This is a genomic window from Pseudomonas marginalis, from assembly GCF_001645105.1.
GTDB lineage: Bacteria > Pseudomonadota > Gammaproteobacteria > Pseudomonadales > Pseudomonadaceae > Aquipseudomonas > Aquipseudomonas petroselini.
Window position 1 is genome coordinate 146025 of record NZ_LKEG01000034.1, and the last position, 21827, is coordinate 167851.

General features: G+C 62.8%; 14 protein-coding genes. 6 read left to right on the plus strand and 8 right to left on the minus strand.

The features are described from left to right. Positions 1-8: 8 nt before the first annotated feature. Both AO064_RS10035 and AO064_RS10040 read left to right on the plus strand, forming a co-directional pair. Positions 9-371, plus strand: coding sequence for an avidin-fold protein (locus tag AO064_RS10035; RefSeq protein WP_064053179.1), 363 nt, complete (start codon positions 9-11; stop codon positions 369-371). Positions 372-574: 203 nt separating this feature from the next. Beyond that, positions 575-1615: a Fic family protein gene (locus tag AO064_RS10040; RefSeq protein ID WP_082893917.1), complete on the plus strand. Its 1041-nt coding sequence runs from the start codon at positions 575-577 to the stop codon at positions 1613-1615. Between the two features lie 21 nt (positions 1616-1636). Here AO064_RS10040 and pbpC read toward each other — a convergent pair whose 3' ends face one another. The 8 genes from pbpC to AO064_RS10080 form a co-directional block, all read right to left on the minus strand. After that, on the minus strand, positions 1637-3937 hold the full coding sequence (gene pbpC, locus AO064_RS10045) for a penicillin-binding protein 1C (RefSeq protein WP_064053181.1): 2301 nt from the start codon (positions 3935-3937) through the stop codon (positions 1637-1639). Further along, entirely contained in the window at positions 3918-9722 is a 5805-nt protein-coding gene (locus AO064_RS10050) for an MG2 domain-containing protein (protein ID WP_064053182.1), read from the minus strand. Before AO064_RS10050 ends, pbpC begins: the two co-directional genes overlap by 20 nt. 191 nt (positions 9723-9913) lie before the next feature. Then, positions 9914-10846 (minus strand): phosphatidate cytidylyltransferase, encoded by a 933-nt coding sequence (locus tag AO064_RS10055; RefSeq protein ID WP_015886637.1) that lies wholly within the window; start codon positions 10844-10846, stop codon positions 9914-9916. 1 nt (position 10847) lies between these two features. After that, complete coding sequence (locus tag AO064_RS10060) at positions 10848-11468, minus strand: lysophospholipid acyltransferase family protein (RefSeq protein ID WP_046035818.1); 621 nt, start codon at positions 11466-11468, stop codon at positions 10848-10850. A gap of 9 nt (positions 11469-11477) precedes the next feature. Next, positions 11478-11921: a hypothetical protein gene (locus AO064_RS10065; RefSeq protein WP_064053183.1), complete on the minus strand. Its 444-nt coding sequence runs from the start codon at positions 11919-11921 to the stop codon at positions 11478-11480. Beyond that, complete coding sequence (locus AO064_RS10070; protein WP_064053184.1) at positions 11911-13209, minus strand: phosphatase PAP2/dual specificity phosphatase family protein; 1299 nt, start codon at positions 13207-13209, stop codon at positions 11911-11913. Before AO064_RS10070 ends, AO064_RS10065 begins: the two co-directional genes overlap by 11 nt. Before the next feature lie 2 nt (positions 13210-13211). Beyond that, positions 13212-14966 (minus strand): bifunctional alpha/beta hydrolase/class I SAM-dependent methyltransferase, encoded by a 1755-nt coding sequence (locus AO064_RS10075; protein ID WP_064053185.1) that lies wholly within the window; start codon positions 14964-14966, stop codon positions 13212-13214. 10 nt (positions 14967-14976) lie between these two features. Beyond that, entirely contained in the window at positions 14977-15600 is a 624-nt protein-coding gene (locus tag AO064_RS10080; RefSeq protein ID WP_064053186.1) for a CDP-alcohol phosphatidyltransferase family protein, read from the minus strand. A gap of 319 nt (positions 15601-15919) precedes the next feature. Here AO064_RS10080 and hflK (AO064_RS10085) point away from each other — a divergent pair, with 319 nt between their 5' ends. Genes hflK (AO064_RS10085) through AO064_RS10100 form a run of 4 tightly spaced genes read left to right on the plus strand, consistent with a single transcriptional unit; the run spans position 15920 to position 21737 of the window. Further along, positions 15920-17824, plus strand: coding sequence for a protease modulator HflK (gene hflK / locus AO064_RS10085; protein ID WP_064053187.1), 1905 nt, complete (start codon positions 15920-15922; stop codon positions 17822-17824). 12 nt (positions 17825-17836) lie between these two features. Beyond that, positions 17837-18823, plus strand: coding sequence for a protease modulator HflC (gene hflC, locus AO064_RS10090; protein WP_064053188.1), 987 nt, complete (start codon positions 17837-17839; stop codon positions 18821-18823). Further along, the gene (gene hflK / locus AO064_RS10095; protein ID WP_015886629.1) at positions 18820-19854 is read left to right on the plus strand and encodes a protease modulator HflK; all 1035 of its coding nucleotides are present in this window, start codon (positions 18820-18822) and stop codon (positions 19852-19854) included. Before hflC ends, hflK (AO064_RS10095) begins: the two co-directional genes overlap by 4 nt. Next, on the plus strand, positions 19851-21737 hold the full coding sequence (locus AO064_RS10100; protein WP_064053189.1) for a cation-translocating P-type ATPase: 1887 nt from the start codon (positions 19851-19853) through the stop codon (positions 21735-21737). Before hflK (AO064_RS10095) ends, AO064_RS10100 begins: the two co-directional genes overlap by 4 nt. Positions 21738-21827 lie beyond the last annotated feature (90 nt).

The window sequence follows — 21827 nt, forward strand, 5'->3', positions numbered from 1 at the left end:
CGACCTCGATGCAAACCCCCTCCCTGATCCACCAACGTCTGAACAACCGCCGATTCACCGTCGTCAACAACGCCCAAGGACTATCTGGCGCGGGTACGGTGTTTCATTACCTTGTTGAAGGTGATGCCATTTCCGGCACTTACCAGGGCGGGCGGATTCGCCTGGGCACGCAAGTGGGGCGAGTGACCGGTGTGGATACCATTGAACTGCTGTATCAGTGCCTGACGCTGGAAGGTGAGCTGCTGTCCGGTTGGTCACGTGGCAGGGTCGGCCTGGATCAAGCCGGGCGGCCTACCCTGAGTTTTGTATGGGGCTGGTTGTCGGGGGCGATTGGAGGAGGGCAATCCGAGTATGTCGAGCTTGTTGAGTAAGTCAAAAAGGATCCGAAAATAAATCGGAAAAAGGCAAAGAAAATCATGCAGAAATTTATAGCCGGCAATCACTGGTAGAGCCTATCTGGCCGTCTCCCGGCTTCCCTGCGTCGATTTTACGTACGGCAGAAACTCTTTCGTTTCGTGCAGGAAAACTGACCGGTTTACTCCCCGATATTACTTCTGCCCGCATCGGCGGCCTGATGCGAATCACCAATAGCTATTACAGCAACCTGATCGAGGGTCAATACACTGAGCCTGCGACCTTGTCTGCGCGAATGCCGAGACGTGAATCCAAAGAGCTGCGCGAACTGGCGGAAAGTCATATCGGTGTTCAGGAGTTGCTAGAGCGTGCGATGCGACGGCCAAAATCGATTGATGCACCTTGGGGCGTTTTCTTTGCCCCTGAATTCATATCCGTGATCCATCGTCGGCTTTTTGCAGGTGCTCGCGATGAGGACTTGCGACTCACTGATGGTCGATTACTCGCGCCGGGCCAATTGCGGGATACAACAGAGCGTAATGTCCTGGTTGGCGATCATGCTGCACCTGCGTGGGAGTCAGTCACTCCTATGCTCAAGCGCCTGCAGTATGTGTATGGCAGTCAACCGGACCTGACCTCACGAATTCTCAGCTCTCTTGCCTACCACCATCGTCTCGCGTTTGTTCACCCATTTGAAGATGGGAATGGTCGGATGGTACGCATGATTACGCACTTGCAACTGATGCGGCTGGGGCTCGCGGCGCCCCTTTGGTCACTTTCCCGAGGATTGGCGAGAAAACAGGACGAATACTATGGTCGCTTGCGCGCTGCCGATCGGCCACGTCGAGGGGATCTCGACGGTCGTGGCCAATTGACTCAAGGTGGGTTGTTCGAATTTGTGGAGTTTATGTTGCAAGTCTGCATTGATCAGATGGAGTACGTAGAGCAAGCGATGGACCTTGTAACGCTACGCCAGCGACTTGAGAGGGTGATCGGGCTTGAAGGGCGATTCGTAGAGTCCGGAGTGAAACAAGAAATGGCTAAGGCAGTGCATATCTTGCTGACTCAGGGGGAAGTTGCTCGGGCGGACTTTAAAACGTTTTCTGGTTTGCATGATCGCGTAGCGAGCGACCAGCTTAAGAAGTTGATTGATCTAGGCGTGGTTGAAGCGCCCTCGGCAAAGTCGCGGTCAATCTTTCCTGGGCTTCCTGTCTGGTTCGCGCAGATGATATTCCCGGATCTCCATCGGCGTTTTTACTGAGCCTGGAGACAGAGAGCCCGATCACGGCACAAACTCCACCTTCAACCCCCGACCCGCACTGCGTCCTTGGTCGTCACTGACCCGCAACCGATACTCCCCCGACTTGCCCGGCCGCCAGTTCAGCGTGGTTTGCGGCGGGCCTTGGCCGATCAAGGTTTGATCAGCAAACCAATACAGCATCGCCGCATCGCTGGCGGCGTTGGCATTCAGCGGGATGCTTTCCTGCGGCTGGGACAGGCGCAACTGATAGCTCACCTGGGTCAACGGCGAACGGATCTGCGGTGCTTCGCTTGAATCACTGACGCGGTTGGGCTGGCAGTTTTTCATCACGTTGGGCGGTGTGCGCCTTGGCAGGCCGGCGGCGCGGTACAGGCGTTGCACGTCGCTTGGCCAGAATTCGAAGACTTCTTCGCGGGTGTATTGCGCCTCGAACGGCGGGCATGCGGCCTTGCCGGTGCGGGTGTCGATCAGCACCGGGCGGTGCAGGTTGGACACGCGAATCGGCGACACGCCGGGGATGTACCAGGTCTTGCGGGTTTGCGGGCACCAGCGGTTGGGCAGTTCACCGGAGGCGGCGCAGACGTCGATGCGCACCAGTCCAGCGGGCGGCTTGTCAGGCTTGATCACCACCGTGGGTAAGGCCAGGGGCAGGGCGTCGGCGATGCGGAAGAACAGCGGCGCAGCGGTTTTGGCACCGATAAACGCCGGGTTCGGTCGGCCGTCGAAGTTACCCACCCACACCACTAACACATAGGGGCCGACCAGGCCGGCGCTCCACGCATCGTGAAAGCCCCAGGAGGTGCCGGTTTTCCACGCGGTGCGCCAGTGGCGGCCGGGCAGGCCATCCGGGCGTGGGTTGCGCCGCAGCATGTCGCGCATCATAAAGGCCGCCTGGGGCGTGAGCAGTTGGGCGCCCGTGGTCTGGGGCTGTTCCTGCACATAGCGCAACGGGCGCAGGTGCCCATCGCCAGCCAGCATCACATACAGCTGCGCCAGTTCTTCCGGGGTCATCTCACCGCCACCCAGGGCCAAGGCCAGGCCGTAATGGCTTTCGTCGCGCAGGCCTTTGATTCCGGCGCGTTGCAGCAGCCCGTACAAGGACGGCGACTTGACTTGGCTGGCCAGCCACACCGCCGGGATGTTGCGACTACGGATCAGGGCATCTCGCGCTGTCAGCGGGCCGACAAAACTGCCGTCGAAGTTTTCTGGCTGGAAGTAGCCGAAGTGACTCGGCAGGTCTTTGAGGATGCTCATGGGGTGGATCACCCCTTGATCGAGCGCAAGCCCATACAGAAACGGTTTGAGCGTGGAACCGGGCGAGCGTCGCGACAGCACGCCGTTGACCTGCCCGTGGATGCCTGTGGATAAGTAATCCGCCGAACCCACCAGCGCTTTGACGCTCTGGTCGCGGCTGTCGATCAGGATCGCCGTGGCGTTTTCCACACCCGTACTGCGTCGCTCGGCGATAAAGCCGGTGATCAGGCGTTCGAGCAATTGTTGCAACGGCAGGTTGAGGGTGCTGTTCAGTTCATTACCGACCTGGGAGGCCAGCAGCTGTTCACTCAGGTGCGGAGCCAGGAACGGGATCTGCTGGCGGTTGCGCGCTTCGAGGGGCAAGTGCAGCAGACTGTCGTTACGCGGGTCTTGTGGATAAGTCTCGCGCCAGTCGTTCATCAAGCGCAGGCGGGCGTTTTGCAGCGACGGCCCGAAGCGTGCGCGCCGGCCTGGCTGCTGGGGAATCACCGCCAGCGCCAGCGCCTCGGACAACGACAGCTGCGCCGCCGACTTGCCGAAATAGATACGACTCGCCGCCTCGGCCCCTTCGATATTGCCGCCCATGGGCGCCAGGTTCAGGTAGGCCTCCAGGATGTCGTGCTTGCTGTAGCGTGCTTCCAGCCACAGCGCCAACGCCATCTGCTGCAATTTGCCTGGCACCTGGCGTGTGTTCAGGTCCCACAAGCGCCGTGCCAATTGCATGCTCAACGTCGAGCCGCCCTGGCGCTGGCCACCGCTGTAGGTGGCCATGGCGGCGCGCAGCAATGCCGGGGGATTGATCCCCGGGTGCCAGTAGAAATTGCGGTCTTCCTTGAGCAACAAGGCTTCGACCAGTGAAGGAGAGATCCGCTCCAGCGGTAGCCATAAGCGGTATTGCCCGTCATCCGCCAACGTCATGCGCAGCAGCGAACCGTCGTCGGCCAGTACCACCCGCGATGAGGTCACGGTCTGCTCGAGCGGGGCATGGGGCCACAGCCGCAACCCCGCCAGCACCACCACCGCTGCGAGCAGCGGCGGCGTCAGGCGTTTAAGGCTTGGTAATTTCAAGCTGGCCTACTTTGCCGCGCCCTTGCAGGGTGGTTTCGTACATGCCTTCGGCGTAGGCCGGTGGCGTATTGAAGGTACCGGCGTTGGTCGCACGCACGCGGTAGACGAAAGTGCCTACATCACGCAGCGCAGTGCCGTACAACACCACCCGATCATCACGCACGTCCACATACTCCGGCTGCCAGTTGCTCAGTTCGGTTTCACCGATGGGCGCTTGCCAGCTTTGTTCTTCCTGGCTGTCTTCTTCGACGTACTCGGACTCTTCACCCTCACTTTCCTCGCTGCTGGCGGCTTCCGGCTCCGGCGGCAAGTTATACACAGGCTCGACGCCACCGGGCAGCAGGTCGACCACGGCCACTTGCTGCACCTGATCGCGGTCGGTAGCCCGCAGGCGCAGGCGTACCAGGAACTCATCACCCACGGCGACCTTGCTCACCGGCTCGCCCTTGAGGTCGAGGTATTCGTGGATGATTTCCAGCCCGTTGTTGATCGGCTTGAGCTTGGCGCCCTTGTCGAAACCGGCTTCGCTGAGCATGTAGAACGCGGCCGGACCGTCGGATTTTTCCATCACCAGTTTTTGCGTGTTGCCCGGCACCGCGGTGCGAGGCGGCTGACCGGCCATCTCCAGCAATTGCTGTTGCTTGTCACCCAGCCAAGCGGTGGCCTTGAGGGTCATGTCGCTTTGCGCACGCTGGCCGTAGTTGTCCAGCGCGCGCAGCAACAGGGCCGCCGACAGCGAGTTGTAACGCTGTTCGTTGAGGCGTTTGCCGAGTTTATCCAGCAACGCCGTGGGCACATCGTCCATCAGCTCAGGGAAGTGGCGCGCCAGCAGGTGCAGGTGTTCGGCGTCGTGCACCAGCGGGTCATAATACAGGCCATCGCTGTCCCACTTATCCACAAGCGAACGCCATGGGATTTTGCGGAACAGCGTATCGGCCTGGCGATCCTGCTTGAGCAGCTTGTAACTGGCCGCCAGGTAAGCGGCGCCCAAGTCGTTCTGCCAGCTGTCCTTGAAGTAGCTTTCGTAGCGTTCGCGGATATCGCTCAATGCACCACTTACCAGAATCCCCTGACGGCTCAACAGGTAACTGGCGTAGGCACGGTTGCGCAATTCCGACAGGCCTTCGCTAGGACCATTGGCCAGGTCTGTCAGATACGCATTCGAGCGCACCAGCAGGTCCTCCGGCACTGGCAACCCGCGTTCCTTGGCTTCGATGAGGAAGTCGGTGGCGTAGAGGCTGGCGTACGGTGCCACGTCCGGGTTGGCCGCCCACAAACCAAAGCCGCCGGCCTGGTTCTGGCGTTGGCGCAGCATGCGTACCGCGCTGCCGAAGGCTTGTTCGGCCTCGGGTGCATTGCCGCCCCAGATCAATGCCGGCATGGCCTTGGACACCAGTTGCTCGGTGCAGGCGTAGCCGTAGTCATCCAGGTAATGCTTGAGGCCGTTGGCCCATACCAGCGGCGAGGCGGCCACGCCCAGTTGCACGTCGCGCAGTTGGCTGAACAGCTCGCGAGTGGGTTTGAGCTCCTTGCTGGCGCTGTCGAAGCGGCCCAGGCTCAGGGCAACGCGATGTTCGCTCAGAGGGCGGATCGAGGTGGTTTCCGCCACCTGGATACGTTTGCCGTCCGGCAGCACCGCGACAAAACGCAGGTCTGCCGAGCCGAGGGTGTCGCCGACCTTGATCTTGAACTCGGCTGTGCCTTCCTTGCGCGGTTGCAGCGACAAGGTATTGCCCTTATCGCCCTGCACAACCAGGCCAGCGCTGGTCTGCACTTCAAACTTCACGTCCGCCGCCGCGTCGAGGTTACTGAACACCCCGGCGCTGACGTTGAACACATCCCCCGGCGCTACAAAGGCCGGCACGTTTGGCGTGATCACGATCGGCCCGCGCACCTCGGTATTGGCTTCGCTGACGCCGACACTGTCGCTGTCCACTGCCACCGCGAACAGGTGCAGCTTGCCGTTGAAACTGTCCGGCACCTGGTAATGCAGCAGGGTTTCACCGGCCGGTAAGTCCACCAGCCCGGACCACCAAGCCACCGGCGGCTGATGTTTACGCTTGAACGGGTTGAGATGATTAGCCAGGGCGCCTTCCGTATCGCCACCGGGGGCTGCCCCACTGAGCAGGCGGCTGAACTCCGGCAGGATCAGGTCAAGGATCTGACTGGTGCCGACCTCCAGCGCACGCTTCTGGAAGAAGAAGCCCAGCGGGTCCGGCGTCTGGTAGCGCGCCACTTGCAGAATGCCTTCGTCTACCGCGTACACCACCGCGCGGCCCGGACGGTCAGCGTTGACCTTGATATCCAGCGTTTGCCCCGGCTCGATCTTCGCCGGGCCTTCAACCTTCAATGCCATGCGCCGGGCATCCAGGTTGATGCTGAACGGCACCACGCCGTAGGACAGCGGGCTCATGTACACCTCGGCCGAACCCATATCGCGCACAAACTGCACGTTGACGTAGGCATTGCCCTCAAGCCCCGCAGGTACGCGGATGTGCTGCACGCTGTTGGTGCTGTCGGCCTTGAACCACTGCTGGGTGTAGACCTTGTCGCGTTCGATGGTGATCAAGCCGGCACCGGTATACGGGGCACGAATGCTGATGGCGATCTCATCACCGGTGGCGTAACTGCGTTTATCCAGGCGCAATTGCAGTTCGGCATTGCGTTCCAGCGAGCGCGACGTGTTGCCACGTCCGGCCACGCTGTAGTCGATCTGGTTGAGTAGGTTGCCGTTGGCGTCTTTCAGTTGCAGGGTGAAATCGCCCGGCGCTGACGTGTTCAACGTCTGCTTGGCGCCTTCTTTCGTCATCGCCAGCGGCGAGGCGGGCTGGCTGATGTTCTTGATGCGCGACTCGTACTTGTAGGTGCCGTTGGACTGTTTCACCAGCACCGACACATAACGGTGTTCGACCACTTCGCTGGTCAGGCCGTCCACCGCCACCGGCGTAAGGTCCGGCGCGACGGCCAGCCATTGCACCTGGCGCGGCGCATCCTTGGCGACGTACGACAGCGAATCCTGACTTTTCACACCGACCAGATAAGGTGCGGACGACACCAGCAAGGCACTTTGCGCCGCGACATTACGGCCGCCTTCGGCCTCGAACACCTGGGTCATCACCTGAAGGCGGTAGGTGCTGTTGGCGAAGCGTTGCAGGTTGAGGTCGAGCACGGCCTGGCCGTTGTCGTCGACCGTGGTTTCGGCCAGGTCTTCGGTGCTGGCCTCTTCCAGGGCATCGTTGAGGCGGAAACGGTAATCCGGGTAACGGTCAAACGCCGCGAGCGTCGGGCTCAGGGACATCTTCGCGGTGACACGACGCCCTGATGCCGGAGCGCCGAACAGGTGCATGGCGGTGACCTTGGCCACCACCTGGTCCGGTGGAATCCAACCCTGAACAGGCGTGTCATGCAGGCTCAAGCTGACCTTCATGCGGTCCGGCTCGAAGTCGCGGACCTTGAAGTTGACGCTGCCCAGGTCGGTGCGGGTTTGCTTTTCGCCAATCAACTGCAGGGTCGCGGTGTACTCCCCGGCGGGGGCGACTTCGCTGCTGGGGAAATCAAAGGTCTCAAAACCGCTGGCGGACAGCTTCAGCGGCTGGCGAATCACCTCCAGCCCGCGCGGGTCGGTGATTTGCAGCTCCACCGGCAAGCCTTGCAGTGCGCCCTTCCAGTTGCCGCTGCGCACGATCATGCCCAGATGTGCCGTTTCGCCCGGCCGGTACAGGCCACGGTCGGTAAACAGGTAGGCGCTGAGGCGATCAATCGCGCCGTCCTCTTCCAAACCGCCTACGTCGAAACGCGACAAATCCAACTGCTGGGACTGGCGGGCGATCGGCAGGAACGACTGGTCATTGCCGCGAGTGACCACATACATCAGCGGCGTTTTCTCACGTCGCAGTTCATCGAGCTTGGCGAAATGCGCGTGGCCTTCGCCGTCAGTGTGGCCGCTGCTCACCGGCAAACCGTTGCGGCCGATGATGTCGACTTGCGCGTCGGCGACTGGCGAACCATTGCCGATGGACTGCACATACACATCGTGGCTGCCATCGCTGGAACGCTTGGCGATGATGCCCAAGTCCGTCACCACGATAAAACGCAGGTCGCTGGTGCTGCTGCGGTCGTACTCGAACGTGCGCGGGGCCGGGTCATCCTGCGGGCTGAGCTTGAGCACGAAAATGCCGCGCCGGCCGCCATTGGCGGTGAGGTAGCGGCTGAGGTCGACATTGTCGTAGACGGTTTTCGCCGGGTCATTGGATGACAGCGGGATATCCAACGACTGACGCTCGACCATGCGATCGAAATACTCATTGCCGAAATTCGGCCGGGCAAAGCTGCCGCTGCTCTGGTCCACCAGGTGTTGCAGCTGATTGGGCAGCAAGCGGGCGATTTCTACATGGGCGCCGGGTACACCACGGGCCATAAAGCCCAGGCGTTTTTCACCGTTGAGGCTGAGCAAGGCGCCGTCAGACAGGAACTGCAGGGTGCGCGGGTACGCCGGCATGCTGATCAGCGACGCCGTAGGATTCTTCGCCAGATAGCCGCCGATGGCTTCCAGGTTGGCGGGCACGCGTACGTACACCGCACGGCCTGCCGGGGCCTTGAACTTGAAGGCGTGCAAGGTATTCAGCGGTTCGACGCTGGGCACGTGGGTCAGGTTGACCTTGGTGCTGCGGGCGAGCAGGGCGTCATCAATGTCGTTGCTGTTGTAGGGACGCGTGTCGTCCTGGGCTTTTTTCGGCAGCAACCAGGCCTGGACCTTACCAGCGAGGGTTTCGTCGGCTACGGCGCTGGAGCTGCTGAACATCAGCACCGGCTCCGGCTCGCCACGTGCGTTGTCGACAAAGCTGACTTCGGCCCCGGTGAAGGTCAGGCGATAGCGACCGGGCACGGTGACTTCCGCCACCAGTGGGGCGGCGCTGGCGTTGCCGCCGTCGCGGGCCTTGATGCCTTCGTCGAGCTTGGCGCTGACCGGCGTGCTTTCCAGCGGGGTGGCCAGGGCGGCGGAGCGTACGTAGGCGTTGAGTTTTTTCTCGTCGAAGGTGATTTCCGGGCGGTTGGGCAACTGGGCGTCGCGGTAGGCCAGGCCTTTGCCGAGGGTCACTGTGACGCGCTTGCGTAGGCTGTCTTCATCCACCGGGTGGGAAAAGTGGAAGGTCGCCACCAGCTGTTTCAGTGTCGGATTGGACGGGTCCTGGTACAGCTCGTTTTGCGCCAGGGTGGCGCGGAACGGTTGGGTGGAAAACTGCGTGCTGTATTGGTCCAGCAACACGCCGTCGGCCAGCAGGTTTTTCTTTGCCAGGTCGACGGTGTAATGAGCGTCGATGGGCCAGTCTTTTTCCGGTACGAACAACAGGCTGCGGTCATCCGCCCAGCGCCAGGTGCCCGCGACCGCGGGTTTGAGGGTGATGCCCTCGGTGACCGGCTTGCCGATGGCCGCCAGCGGGGCCACGGACTCGCCGAAACGCACCTGCAAGTTATCCACAACCGGTGTTTGCTGGGTGTAATCGGTGAGGTTCGGTTTGTGCAGCGAATAGCTCGCGGTATGCGGCTGCGGCAGGTTGGAATACCAGTGCCAGCCATAGAAGCCGGCGGCGGCCAGCAAGACCAGCCCTAATAAACCGGCGCCGGTTTGACGTGGATAAGCGCGGGCTTTGCTGCCCAGGTTCGCCAGCCCACGGCCGATGGCACGCAGCCAGACCGGCGGATGCCATTGGCCAAAGACGGCCCCCACCACAGTCAATAACGCACCGACAATGCGGCGGCTGATCGCTTTGAACGAATCGAACATGGTGAGCATCCCTGGCTAAGTGCGGCGTATCTTACACGCGTCTTTGATACAAAAGATGACGCGATTCGCCGCCCCGCTAGGCGTGTTGCATGTAAGAGCGAGTCAGCTACCACTATGTGGTCTGACACACCGTCATCGGGGGCAAGCCCCCTCCCACATGTTGATCGTCATTTGGCTTTAGAGCGGTGACCTCAGGTCCACCAGTAGCGCACGAGGTGGAAAAAGATGGGCGCGGCGAAGCACACCGAATCCAGCCGATCCAGCATCCCGCCGTGCCCTTCGATCATATGCCCCCAGTCTTTGACGCCGCGATCGCGCTTGATCGCCGACATCACGATGCCGCCGGCAAACCCGAGCAGGTTGATCAGCAGCGCAATCAAGAACGACTGCCACGGGTTGAACGGTGTGGTCCACCACAGTGCCGCGCCGATCAGGGACGAGAGCAGAATCCCGCCGACGAACCCTTCCACCGTCTTCGAGGGTGACAGGTTCGGCGCGATCTTGTGTTTGCCGAACAGCTTGCCGCACACGTACTGCAGCACGTCGGACAGTTGCACCACGATTACCAGGTAGGCGATCAGCAGCAGGTTGCGGCCCTCGTAGCCGGGGATGTCGAGGGTCAGCAGGGCGGGCACGAAGGACACGCAGAACACCGCGATCATCAGGCCCCACTGCACCTTCGAGGCGCGCTCCAGGAAGTGGGTGCTGTCGCCGCCGAGGGAGGCAAGGATTGGCAGCAGCAGGAACACGTACACCGGGATGAAGATCGAGAACAGCCCGTACCAGTCGGCGTAGATGAGCAGGTATTGCAGCGGCAAGGCCAGGTAGAACGCGGCCACCAGTGCCGGGTAGTCGCTGCGGCGGGTGGGCGTGAGGGTGAGGAATTCGCGCAGGGCGTAGAACGACACCGCGTAGAACAGCAGGATCACTGCGGCGGTGCCGAGCCAGAAGGCGATGCCGATCACCACCACCATCACCCACCAGGCGTTGATGCGGGCATTGAGGTTTTCGACCACCGCGTTGGGCGTGCCACGGGTGCGCAGCTTGAGGATCAGGCCGATCAACGAGGCGAGCACCAGGATCGCGCCGATGCCGCCGAACAACATCAGGGTTTGGCTATCCATGTCAGACATGCTCCGGGGCAAGGGCGAGCAGGGCATCGCGGGTGCGGGCGAGGAAGGCGGCTTTGTCTTCGCCGTCTTCCAATTGCAGCGGCGCGCCGAAGCTGGTGGTGCACAGCAGAGGCAACGGCAACACGCGGCCCTTGGGCATGACCCGGTTGAGGTTGGCGATCCACACCGGGATCAATTCGGCCTGTGGGTAACTGTTGGCCAGGTGATACAAGCCGCTTTTGAACGGCAGCAGGCCGTCTTCGAGATTGCGCGTGCCTTCGGGGAAGATGATCAGCGAGTCGCCGCTTTCCAGGGCGTTAAGCATCGGCTGCAACGGGTTATCCCCAGGGTCCTTGCGTTCGCGGTCGATCAGCACGCCGTTGAACACGCGGTTGATGATGTAGCGGCGCAAGGCGCTTTTATTCCAGTAATCGCTGCCGGCCACCGGGCGCGTGAATTTGCGCAGGTTCTGCGGCAGTGACGCCCACAGCAAGACAAAGTCGCCGTGGCTGCTGTGGTTGGCAAAATAGATGCGTTGCACCGGCACCGGCGCGCACCCCAGCCACAGGCTGCGCGCTCCTGTGACGGTGCGGGCCATAGAGGTAATCAGCGTGGCGACCACGGGTTCGAACATGGGGGTTCCTTATCCGGCGAAAGGCAGCCAAGGGCTGGCGAGGATCACGCCCAGGGTCAGCAGCGCTTGCGCGCCGAGTAGCCAGGCTTGTTTGCGCAACAGTTTGAGCGCGCCGCGACGACGCTCGGTCCAAGGCCGGCCGGCACGCTTGAGCGACTGCAGGCCAAGGGTTTGCAGGGCCTGATCGAGGTCTGCGGTGCGCTCGATGTCACGGGCCAGCAGGGCGAACAGGTCAGCATCGAAGGCCACGCGCAGCGCCCAGTACTTTTGCAGCAGCCCGAGGATAATCATCCACAGGCTCAGCAGCAGGCAGATCGGCGCGATACTCGCCATCAGCAGCTGCGCCAGGCCGAACAACACGCCGACCAAGGTCAGGCCTGTGGATAACTGATCCAGCGAGCGGCCACGTCGCAATAGGCTGGCGACCACCTGGAGTTCCATATCAGCCGGCATGGGGCAAACCCTCCAACGCTTGACGGTGTGCGGGGTGCAGGACCACATCGGTCCGCGCTGTACGAATGATAGACAGCGCATGCTCTACCGTCGCGGCGCGCCCGGAGTGCAGTAACCAGGCGGCGACGGCCGTTGCGCTGCGTGAGTAGCCGAGGGCGCAGCACACCAGCAAGGGCCCGTTGGCGCGCAGCCGCTCGATAGCGTGCGCAGCTTGCAGGCATTCGTCGGGCGTGGGGGCGATCAGGTCCAGCACGGGGATGCATTGATAGGCGCGGCCCTGTGGATTAATCGGCAATTCAGCACAGAGATCGACGATGGCCTTGAAGGGCGCCTGCTCGCTTGTCGTAGGAATTCGACCAAGCCAGACGTTATCCACAATCAGGTCGGGTTGTGGATGTTTGCGTGTCCACAGGCGCGAGTTGATCCATGCGGCCGCCAGATACGGCGCATACAGCCAGCGCGCGGCGGGCGTCAGTTGGCCATCGGCGCGTTTCTGGAAACCCGAAGCGCCCAGCGCCCCGTAATTGGCCTTGATCAACGCCAGAGACACCGCCGGCCACAGTATCCACAGCCAACCACCGCCCAGCACCAAGGCAAGAATGCCCAGTACCAGAGCACCCAGCCCGTAGCGTATGCCCAACCCCCTGCGCTTGGGGTCCCGTGTCAGCCGCGCGTTCAACAGTGGGTTTGGGGGCTCCATCGGCCACAGCCACACACATATCCACCCGGCGAGGGCGCCTGTGGGTAAGTCGATAAAGTGATGTTGATAAGTGGTCAGCACCGAAATACCGATCAAGGCGAACCAGCCATGCACCAGCCAACGCCACACGCCTTGGGTATGGCGCTGGTACATGACCCACAGGATCACCAGCAGCGCGATATGCAGCGATGGCGCCTGGTTGAACGGTTTATCGAAGCCCGCCAGCACGGCGAACAGCCAGCCGAATACGCCGTCCAGTTCCGGCCGTTCGAAGGTGAAGCGCAACGGCCAGATCAGGAAGCAGCTGACCGCAATGACCTGGGCTGACAGCAGCCGCAGCGCATGCTGTTTCAACTCATGCCGACTATTGGGCAGTAGCAGGGAAAACCCGTAGAGCAGGTCGATGGACCAGTAGGGCACGATGGTCCATGCCCAGAACGGCATATGGGTTTCCCAGCCGAACACCAACGTGCCGACGTCGCTGCGCTGGCTGGTCACCCACGTGGCAAAGCCGTAGGTGCTGAAAAACAGCGGCGCCAACAGCAGCAGCCAGAGGACCGCTGGTTTCAACAAACCGGGTTCGCGCATGTTCAGATCTTCTGTGCCAGGGACACGGTGAAAATGCCCCACTCATCCACACGCTGGGTGATCTTACGGAAACCGGCGGCTTCCACCAGTTGGTCCATTTCCGCCTGGCTGCGACGGCGCATCACCCAGGCCTGGCCCTGGCGATGGCTGGTCAGCGCCCGGGCGATCAGTTCCAACTGCGGGTGCCACGGTTGGCCGGTGTAGACGAGGTAGCCACCCGGCTCCACGGCTTCGGCCAGTCCGGCCAATGAGCCGCCGACCATGGCGTTATCGGCGAACAATTCATACAACCCGGACACCACCGCCAGCGTCGGTTTTGGGTCCAGCGCCGCCAGATCCAGGCGGTCGAACGCATCACCTTTGACGAACTGCGCGATATCCCCAAGGCCTTTCTCACGGATCAGTGCACCACCGTCGCGCACGTTGATGTCGCTGTAGTCGCGCAGCAGGATCGATTCCGGCAGCGGTGACACGCCCTGCAAGGCTTCAAGAATGTAGCGACCGTGGCCGGCAGCGATGTCGACGATGCGCACTTCACGCTGTTCATCCCGCAACGTGGCCATGGCCAGGCGCAGCAGTTCCTCGACGTTCAGCTTGCGTTGGCGGATGCCGCGCCAGCCGATGGAATTGAGGTAGTTGGTGTCGATCATCCGCCCCAGCCCGCCCTTGCCGGTGGGGGTGTTGCGGTACACGTAGTCCAGGGTGCTGCCGGAGTCGAAACCGGTGTCGAAGCCCAGCTTCACCCCGTCCGACAGGTTCTTGCCCAGGCCCATGCTGGCGCGGGTCAGGCGCCAGTACAGGTCGCGCAGGGAATTGCGCGGCAGTGGCGCGGCGAGGGCTTCGGATTCGGCGCAGGTGGCGCCCAGTTTGTCCGCATCCAACAGCGAGGCGCGGTCCAGCGGGTGTTCGAAATTCTGCAGGATAAAGCGCCGGGCGCTGTTCACGGCGGTGGCGCGGTCGCGTTCGCCGAGGGTGTCGTGAAAGAAACCGGGGAGGATATGCAGCTCTTTTTTCAGGCTGCCAAGGCGGTCGAAAAATTGCTGCTGGGGTTTGCGATGCACCACAAAGTCCGAGCCCGAAACCAGCAGCTGGGTCGGCACTTGGATCGCCTGGGCATCGGCTACTACCCGGTCAGCCGCTTCATACAGGCCAAGCAGCACATTCACCGAGATCGCCTTGGTGATCAGCGGGTCACTGTCGTAGGAGGCTACGCGTTCCGGGTCATGGCTGAGGAACTTGGCCTTGACGTAACTGTTGACGAAAAAGTTGCCGCGAAACTTGCGCATCAGCGCCAGGCCCGGCCGAGCGAACGGCACGTACAGCTTGACCTTGAAGGCGGGGGAGGCAAGCACCAACGCGCGGATTTTCGGCGCGTAATCGTGCACCCAGGTCGCAGCAATCACCGCACCGACGCTTTGGGCGATGACAGCTAAGTGCTCTTCCTCGATGCCATAGCTGGTGCCGATGTGGTCGCAAAAGGTCTGCACATCACGGGCGCTGGTGGCGAAGCTGGGGCTGTCACCACGCTCGCCGGGGGACTGGCCGTGACCACGGGCGTCCCAGGCGAAGAAGTCGAACTGCGGCAGGTTCAGTTCATCGACCAGATGGGCGATACGCCCCGAATGCTCATGGCCGCGATGGAACAACACAATCGCCTTGCGTGGCTCGCCGTCTGCTGGAGCGGCAGCCGGCCAGTGCCGGTAGAAAAGCTCGACGCCATCATGGGTACTGAAGGTGTGCTCTTGCTGTTCGCGCATCGCAAAATCCTTATGCAGAAGGGGAAGTATCGTGTTGTTCGTTGAGGCCTTGGCGCACCCGATTGAACAGGGTGTAGGCGAGCAGGGCGGCGACCAGCCACATCACCCCGTCGACCCAACCGGCGCCCAGCCAGCCCAGCGCCACGCCGGTGGCCAGTACGCCGAGTACGAAGGCGCGATCACTTTTGCCCATCGGCCCGTCGTAGCGGCGCGATGCACCCACCATCGGTCCCAGCACCCCGGCGTATTCACTGAACACCGCCAGCAACGCCACCAGCAGCACGGGCGCCAGGTTCACACCTGGGATCAGCGCAAACGGCAGGATCAGCGCACTGTCGGCGATCACATCGCAGAGTTCATTGAGGTAGGCACCCAGGCGCGACTGCTGGCCGAATTCTCGGGCGAGCATGCCGTCGATGGCGTTGAGGGCCATGCGCAGGATCATCCACAGCGGAATCAGCGCAAACAGCCAGAGGTGTTCGGCGAAGCTGGCGATCAACAGGCCGACCAGCAGGGAAACCACGCCAGCCAGCACGGTGATCTGGTTAGCGGTGGTGCCGTTGTCGTAGAGGCGCTGCACAAGAGGACGCAGCAGGTTTTGAAAGCGCGGCTTGAGCTGATAGATCGAAATCATGGGGGTGACGCTTCCTTGTCCGTGGGCCCGCGAAAAACTGTTTTGGAGTGTGCCGATTAAATGTGGCTTGCACCAGTGATGGCGTGTGTTTATGGGGGTTTAGTCACGATCTTGACGGTGCGGTAGATCAAATGTGGGAGGGGGCTTGCCCCCGATGGCGATGGGCCAGTTGAAACCGGTGTTGGCTGACACACTGCTATCGGGGGCAAGCCCCCTCCCACAGGGTAACGGTGTGCCGCTTAAAGCGATGTTTTTCGAACAAAAATTTCACGCATCGTGTTATATCGTAACGAATTATGTACAAGCAGGCGTTGAGTGGATGCAAGTGGATCTGGAAGCTGACGGCGCTTCGGTGGAAGGCCTTCCGCGTTTTCTACAGGGGCTGTTCCATGCCCGTCGATTGCGCCAGGCCGGTATCAGCCTGACGGTGCTGGGCGTTGCCGGTTGGGTGTTGGCGCTGTTTGTCGCGCTGTTTGCGCCGCTGTCGATCTGGCCGGTGGTGCTGATCAACTGTGCGTCGGCGTTGCTGCTGCTGGTGGCCGGGTTGCAATCGGCGTGGTGGGTGGCCGATTGGCGCACCCAGGCGTTGGAGGCACCGGCGGTTGAAGTGCAGGTCGAAGACACGGGCCGCTACGCACGCCTGGTTGAGCGTTTTGGCCAACAGATCGGCGCGCCGGTGTTGTGGCTTGGCGGTTGGTCGCTGTTGGCGCTGGTCAGTATTATCGAATTCTGGAACCTGGCGTTACCCGCCGCACCGATCGGTCAATCGGCAAGCATCGGTGCCGCGCTGGCGCTGGCCTTGGCGTTTGGCCTGTTGGTGTTCGAGCGTCGCCTCGCTCAGGAAACCGCCGCGCAATGGCCGGAAGCCTCGCAACTGGCGCAGTTGAGCCGGGTGGCGATCATCTGCCTGGTGGTCAGTGCGGTGTGCCTGCTGTTTGCGGGTGCGGCGTCGGTGTGGCCGTTACGCCTGGCGGCACTGATCGGCCTGCTGCCGGCATTGGTCGCGCTGGAGTTTCTATTAAGGGCCGTGCTGTCGCTGTTCAGCCCGCGCGAGCCACGGCTCGAGCCCCGCCTGATGGCGCAAAGTTTTATCGCCGGACTGCTGCGTTGGCCGCCGCAACCTTTGCTCGCGTTGCAGCATGAATTGCACAACCGCTTTGGCATCGACCTGCGCCAGATCTGGGCGTTTACCTACATGCGCCGGGCGTTTCTGCCGGTGTTGCTGGTGGTGCTCGCGGTAGGCTGGGCGCTCACCGGTGTGCACGAAGTGCCCCTGCAAGGCCGTGGGATTTATGAGCGCTTCGGTAAACCCGTCGAGGTGTTCGGCCCCGGTCTGCATGCGGGCTTACCGTGGCCGTTGGGGCGTGTCATCAGCGTGGAAAACGGCGTGGTGCATGAGTTGGCCACCAGTGTCAGTGAAGCCGCCGCCCCGGAGCTCGCCCCCGCCGAAGGCCCGCCGCCGTTGATTGCCAACCGGTTGTGGGACGCCAGCCATGTGAATGACAAATCCCAAGTGATCGCCAGCAGCCGCGGCGACAAGCAGAGCTTCCAGATCGTCAATATGGATGTGCGCTTCGTCTACCGCATCGGCCTCACCGATCAGGCCGCGCTGGCCGCCACCTACAACAGCGCGGATGTGCCGACCCTGATCCGCAGCACCGCCAGTCGCATCCTGGTGCACGACTTTGCCTCGCGCACCCTTGATGAGTTGCTCGGCGAACAACGCACCCGCCTGGCTGACGAGATCGGCCGCGCCGTGCAGGCGGACCTGCAAACACTCGACAGCGGCGTGGAAATCCTTGCGACCGTGGTCGAGGCGATCCACCCACCGGCCGGTGCCGCCAATGCTTATCACGGCGTGCAAGCCGCGCAGATCGGCGCCCAGGCCCTGATCTCCCGCGAGCGCGGTGCGGCCAGCGAGCAAACCAACCAGGCGCTGCTGCAAGCCAGCACCGCGCGCGATCAGGCCCAGGCCACCGCGCGGGAAGTGAATGCCGGTGCCCAAGCCGCCGACCTGCGTTTCGCCGCCGAACAAAAGGCCTACGCCACGGCCGGCCAAGCGTTCGTGCTGGAGCAATACCTCGGCCAACTCAGCCAAGGCCTGGCCCACGCCAAGCTGCTCATTCTGGATCATCGCCTGGGCGCCGATAGCGCGCCGACGATCGATCTGCGTTCTTTTACCTTGCCGGCCGATCCCTCGGTGCCGCGTAAAGCCGTTCAATAAGGAGTCGGTCTGTTGAGCGCTCATTCTCATGATCACGGTCATCACCATGGCCATCACCACCCTCATCACGGTGACGAACTAGCCGCCGGCCCATTCCCGTGGCGCCGCATGGCCTGGGCGCTGTTGCTGGTGCTGTTTGCGGTCGCCGCCGCCAGCCTGGTGCAAGTGCGGTCCGGCGAGGCCACGGTGATTACCCGCTTCGGCAACCCCTCGCGGGTGCTGCTGGAACCGGGCCTGGGCTGGCGCTGGCCGGCGCCGTTCGAAGCGGCGATCCCGGTGGATCTGCGCCTGCGCACCACTTCCAGCGGTTTGCAGGATGTGGGCACCCGTGATGGCCTGCGCATCATCGTGCAGGCGTACGTGGCGTGGCAGGTACAGGGCGATGCGGACAATGTGCAGCGCTTCATGCGCGCCGTGCAGAACCAGCCGGACGAAGCGGCGCGGCAGATTCGTACCTTCGTGGGTTCGGCGCTGGAAACCACGGCGGCCAGCTTCGACCTGTCGAGCCTGATCAACACCGATGCCAGCCAGGTGCGCATCGCTGATTTCGAAGCGCAGTTGCGCCAGCAGATTGATCAACAATTGCTCACGACCTACGGCGTGCGCGTGGCCCAAATCGGTATCGAACGGCTGACCTTGCCGTCGGTGACCCTCACCGCCACCGTCGACCGCATGCGCGCCGAGCGGGAAACCATCGCCACCGAGCGCACCGCCGTGGGCAAGCGTGAGGCGGCGCAGATCCGCTCCGCTGCCGAGCGCGATGCACGCATCGTGCAGGCGGATGCCACGGTGAAAGCCGCCGATATCGAAGCGCAATCGCGGGTCGAGGCCGCGCAGATCTATGGCCGTGCCTACGCCGGCAACCCGCAGCTGTATAACCTGCTGCGCTCCCTGGATACCCTGGGCACCGTGGTCACGCCGGGCACCAAGATCATCCTGCGCACCGACGCTGCGCCGTTCCGCGCCTTGGTGGACGGGCCGAAGGATGTCCAGCCATGACCGAGCGTGACAGCCCGGACAGCCCATGGATCCAGGCCGGACGCCTGACATTCCTGGCGTTGTACGCGGTGACCGTGCTGGCCGCGTTGGCCTGGGCATTTTCCAATGTGCGCCAGATCGACCCGCAGAACCGTGCGGTGGTCCTGCATTTCGGCGCCCTCGACCGTATCCAGAATGCCGGGCTGTTGCTGGCCTGGCCGCAGCCGTTCGAGCAGGTGGTGCTGTTGCCGGCCGCTGACCGCGTGATCGAGCGCAGGGTGCAGAACCTGCTGCGTTCTGACGCGGCGGTCCAGGCCGACCGCGTGGCCACGTTTGCCACGCCGTTGAGTGATGCACTGGCCGGTTCCGGTTACCTGCTGACCGGCGATGCCGGCGTGGTGCAACTGGATGTGCGGGTGTTTTACAAAGTCACCGAACCTTATGCGTTTGTGCTGCAGGGCGAGCACGTGTTGCCTGCCTTGGATCGACTCGTGACCCGCAGCGCCGTGGCCCTCACGGCGGCGCGGGACCTGGACACGATTTTGGTGGCAAGGCCGGAATTGATCGGCACGGATAACGGCGCTGCCGAACGCCGTGAACGGCTGCGCGGCGACTTGGTGCAAGGCATCAATAAACGCTTGGCGGAGTTGACGTCCACCGGGTTGGGATTGGGTATCCAGGTCACCCGCGTGGATGTGCAATCGAGCCTGCCAGGCCCGGCGGTGAACGCGTTCAATGCGGTGTTGACCGCCAGCCAGCAGGCCGATAAAGCCGTGGCCAATGCCCGTAACGACGCGGAAAAACTCACCCAGACCGCCACTCAGCAGGCCGATCGCCTGGTGCAAGTCGCCCACGCCCAGGCCAGCGAACGCCTGGCCAATGCCCAGGCGCAAACTGCCACCGTCGCCAGCCTGGCCCAGGTAAAAGACCCGGGCCTGATGTTGCGCCTTTACCGCGAGCGCCTGCCGAAGATTCTCGGCCAGGCCGGCTCCGTGACCACGGTCGATCCTAAAGACGACTCCCGCTTGATCATCCAGGGAGCCGAACAATGAGCGCACCTATGCTGACCTCCGCCGAGCAGCGCAGCGCTGCCCGGCAATTGACCCTGGCCATGCTCGCCTTGGGCTTGCTGGTGTTGGGCCTGATATGGCGCTGGCTGGCGCCTGACCAGACCGGCGTGAGTCAATTGCTGCTGGGCGTCGCGTCGCTCTTGGTGGCCGTGCCGGTGATGCGTTCGGCCTGGTACAGCCTGCGGTTCCCCAGCCTGCACGGGATCACCGACCAACTGATCGCCCTGGCCATGCTCGGCGCCTGGGCCACGGGTGATCTGCTGACCGCCGCGCTGCTGCCGATCATCATGATCTTTGGCCATGTGCTGGAAGAGCGCAGCGTGATCGGTTCCCAGGAGGCGATCCATGCCCTGGGCAAACTGACCCGCAGCCATGCGCGGCGGGTGCAGGCTGACGGCAGCATTATCGAAGTGGATAACAGCACGCTGAATACTGGCGATATCGTCGAAGTGCGCGCCGGTGACCGCGTGCCCGCCGACGGTGTGGTGCTATCGGGGCAGGCGAGCCTGGACACCGCGCCGATCACCGGCGAGTCGGTGCCGCTGGAAGCGAGTGTGGGCGTGCAGGTGTTTGGCGGGGCGATCAACCTCGACGGCCTGCTGCGTCTTGAGGTGACCCGCACCGGCAATGAGTCGACCCTGGGCAAAGTCATCGCGCTGATGCAGAACGCCGAGCGCTCCAAGCCGCCGATCACGCGGTTGCTGGAGCGGTATGCCGGCAGCTATATGGTGCTGGTGTTGCTGCTGGCGGCGGTCACCTGGTTTGTGACCAACGACGCCCAGGCGATGCTCGCGGTGCTGGTGGCGGCGTGTCCGTGTGCGTTGGTGCTGTCGGCGCCGGCCACGGCGATTGCCGGGATCGCCGTGGCGGCGCGGCATGGCATCCTGATTCGCAGCTCGGCGTTCCTTGAAGAGTTGGCGGACCTGACCTCGCTGGTGGTCGACAAGACGGGCACCCTGACCTTCGGCACCTTGCGCCTGCACGCCATCGACACCACGGCGCCGGACCGGCAGGTGTTGCTGAACCTGGCGGCCAGCTTGGGCTCGGCCAGCAGCCACCCGGTCAGCCGGGCGTTGGCGGGGCTGGCGACGCAGGAACAGATGCTGGCGTTGACGGATATTCGCGAGCGCCAGGGACTGGGCGTCGTGGCGCAGACCGAGCAGGGTGAAGCGGCCTTGGGTCGGCCGGAGTTGTTCGAGCAACTGGGTATCCTCACCACCGCCGTCCCGAATCACGATGGCCCCATCGCCGGGTTGGCGCTGAACGGGGTGTTTCTCGCTTGGCTGTTGCTGGCCGATAGCGTCAAGCCGGAAGCGCGCCAAGCGCTGCAAGAGCTGCGTGACCTTGGCCTCGGCCGCCAACTGTTGCTCACCGGCGACCGCCAGAGCGTGGCTGACAGCCTGGCGCTGGAGGTGGGCATCAGCGATGTCGAAGCCCAGGCCTTGCCGGAAGACAAGCTCAACCGCGTGCTGGGCGAGATCGGCAGCGGCTTCCGGCCGATGGTGGTAGGGGATGGCATCAACGATTCGCTCGCGCTCAAGGCTGGCGTGGTCGGTGTGGCTATGGGCGCGGGCGGGGCGGATATTGCCTTGGCGTCGGCGGATGTGGTGTTGATCGGCAGCGACCTGCGGCGCCTGGGTACCTGTGTGCGCTTGAGCCGCCAGTGTCGGCAGACGTTGCAGGTCAACGTGATCATCGGCCTGGGCTGGACCTTGGCAATTGTCGTGTTTGCCGCGTTTGGCTGGTTGGGTGCGGCCGGCGCCATGATCGCGGCGGTGCTGCACAACCTCAGCACCTTGCTGGTACTGGGGAATGCCGGGCGTTTGCTGCGCTTTCAGGAGCCACTGTTAAAGCTAGAAGATTAATGTTCAGAAATTTTTGGGGAAGGCTGTAACGCCGTTGGGGGACCTCACTCTAGTGGTGTGTCGAGACTGAGCAATCCGTTCAGACCGACC